The sequence below is a fragment of the Propionivibrio sp. genome, from assembly GCF_049316945.1.
GTDB lineage: Bacteria > Pseudomonadota > Gammaproteobacteria > Burkholderiales > Rhodocyclaceae > Propionivibrio.
Genome location: NZ_JBMOJE010000331.1, coordinates 1 through 2,208 on the forward strand (window position 1 = coordinate 1; position 2,208 = coordinate 2,208).

The window sequence follows — 2,208 nt, forward strand, 5'->3', positions numbered from 1 at the left end:
TGATTTTGCCATGTTCAGAATGGCGGCTTCATCTGCCAGCTTTTTCGGGAGCGCCCACTTCATCAACTGATCGAAAGGAGCTTCTACCTCATTCGCAGAATCTCGCCACGCACGAAACACGGCGGTTACCTGTATCTTTACAGGAGGCATCCCGGTAAAGACCTGAGTCGAGTTCATTTTGGTAATACCGGTTCGGCCTTCGAAGGTGTTAGCGAAGTCTGCAATCTTACCGCTACCCGCTCCTACGGAGTCAAGGTAAGGCTGTATGCTTCCTGATTGAAGCATCGCGGCAACGGTCGGCATCCCCTTCTCAAGTCCGGCCCCCTCGAACGGGCTTGACCAGGTGAGTTGCATTTCCATGTTCGATTCTGAAAGTGGCGCTTTGACGGTAATTTCTGCGGCGCGCACCCATGATTTTTTATCATCTGACTTCTTCACCTCCCAGAACGAGGCGATCAAGTGCGATGAAAGACCGTCCCACAAGGAGGTGAGCACGTTAGGGTCTGGAATGCAGCACGTTTCAATCATGGCGGACTCGCAAAAAAAAGGCGCTACCACACGAAGCGGCAGCGCCAGGGGGTTACATGTTTCGTTATTGCTTAGAGGCCCATTCGGCGGCTAACGCGCATCGACTTCATGCGGCGCATCTTGGCGCCAGCGGTGTGGCTCTTTAGCCCAGCCTTTTTGATCGCCAGCTTTTGCTTTGACGAACGATGCACGGTTCCTGAAATGCGCTTTTTGATGCGTGTTTTATGACCGCCGCGAACAGCGAAACGCATCTTGTAGACAGCATCAAGCGCGGGTTCCTGATCGTTGTCGCCGAAGACAAAATCGTCAATGTCAGCGCTTGATTCTTCTTCACCTTCTGGCAAAGCTGAACTAACCAGATCCCGCACACGTTCGGCAGTATCAACATCCCAGTCATTGAGCAGCGCGCTACAGTCTTCTTCGGATACCCCGAGTTTAAGCAGGTAGTCCCATGCGGCGTTGAGCACAACGTCAAGCACACCCTGTTCATCCTCGGTTATTTCACCGTTCTGGTCCGCGTCAGCCACGCCGATCATTTGACCCATCAGCCGGTCGGCAAAGCTTTCGCCTTCGTCCAGGTCATCCGTCTCGGCCCACTGCTGAATGTTTGCCGCCGCCGCCATGGTCAGGTCGGCCATGGTGTAATCACTGGCGCCCGATGTTTCTTGATCCTTTGCTGCATCCAGAGTAACAGCGGTCTCTGGATCGCGGATTTTCATTGCCCCGCGCAGCATTTCATTCATGTTCATTTTGGCTCCTTTAATTTCCCCCAGCCGCTACCGGGGGTCATAGTTAGCGGGTAAGCGTCTGGGTAACGAAAATCTGACGCACCGTACCGTCGTAGCGCAACCAGTAGGAGCAATCCATCCGGTCATACGGCCTGACTTCGTTCGGCGCGACAACAAACTTCCATGCCTTGCCGCCCATTTCAGCCGCGCTTGAAGGAACCAGCCAGCCTGAGGCCTCGGCACCAACAAACAGTTCGTTCAAGAAGTCGCTCATCTTCTTGGTGGCGACCTGCATCGGCAATTGAAGAATGTCCTTGCCGAAACGGGTAACTGCATCATCGATGGACGTTGACATATCGGCGACTGAAATCAGCTTCTTCATGCTGGATTCGACCAGTGCGCACGTCAGCGAGTCACGGAACACGTAGCGACCGCCACCGGTATAAACCTCGTAGACAACCGGGTTGATCTTGGCACGGGCCAGCGCATTCAGTTCCTGATCGCGCGGCGAGTAGGTCTGGGTAACTCGCGTCCGGCGAATAGGCCACTCACGACCGGCCACCACGTAGTTCTTCGGAGCGAAGCCCTTAGCGTTGGTCTGTGCGTTGCGCAGGCAGGCATAGGCGATGTTCAGCGTAGCCGTACCGATATATCCCTTGGCGTTGATGCCGGTAGGATCATCGGACTTGAGCGGGGACCAGAAGGCATGCATCAGGTGCGATGTCAGGCTAGCGCCCATGTTCAACTGCTCAACAAAGGTTATAGCAGATTCAGGGGTAAGGTTTCCTGGGATGTCGAAACGCAATTGACGGTTGGTATCAAAGGCCAGTTGCGCCAGTTGCGCCAGGAGCGCCGGGGATTGCGTGCCGCCGGATGAAATATAGGCATAGTTGAACGCGGTATATTGCAATTTGTCCCGCGCCGCCATGTAGTCCTGAGTGGTGTAAGCCGT

3 protein-coding genes are annotated in these 2,208 nt (G+C 54.7%); all 3 read right to left on the reverse strand.

All coding sequences use genetic code 11. The annotated features are described in order from the left end of the window. The coding region (locus ACOYNV_RS27710; protein ID WP_422903047.1) for a hypothetical protein at positions 1-528 on the reverse strand (528 nt) is incomplete at its 3' end. 71 nt (positions 529-599) lie between these two features. Further along, complete coding sequence (locus ACOYNV_RS27715) at positions 600-1,277, reverse strand: hypothetical protein (protein ID WP_422903048.1); 678 nt, start codon at positions 1,275-1,277, stop codon at positions 600-602. 43 nt (positions 1,278-1,320) lie between these two features. Beyond that, positions 1,321-2,208: hypothetical protein (locus tag ACOYNV_RS27720; RefSeq protein ID WP_422903049.1), on the reverse strand; the 888-nt coding region annotated here is incomplete at its 5' end.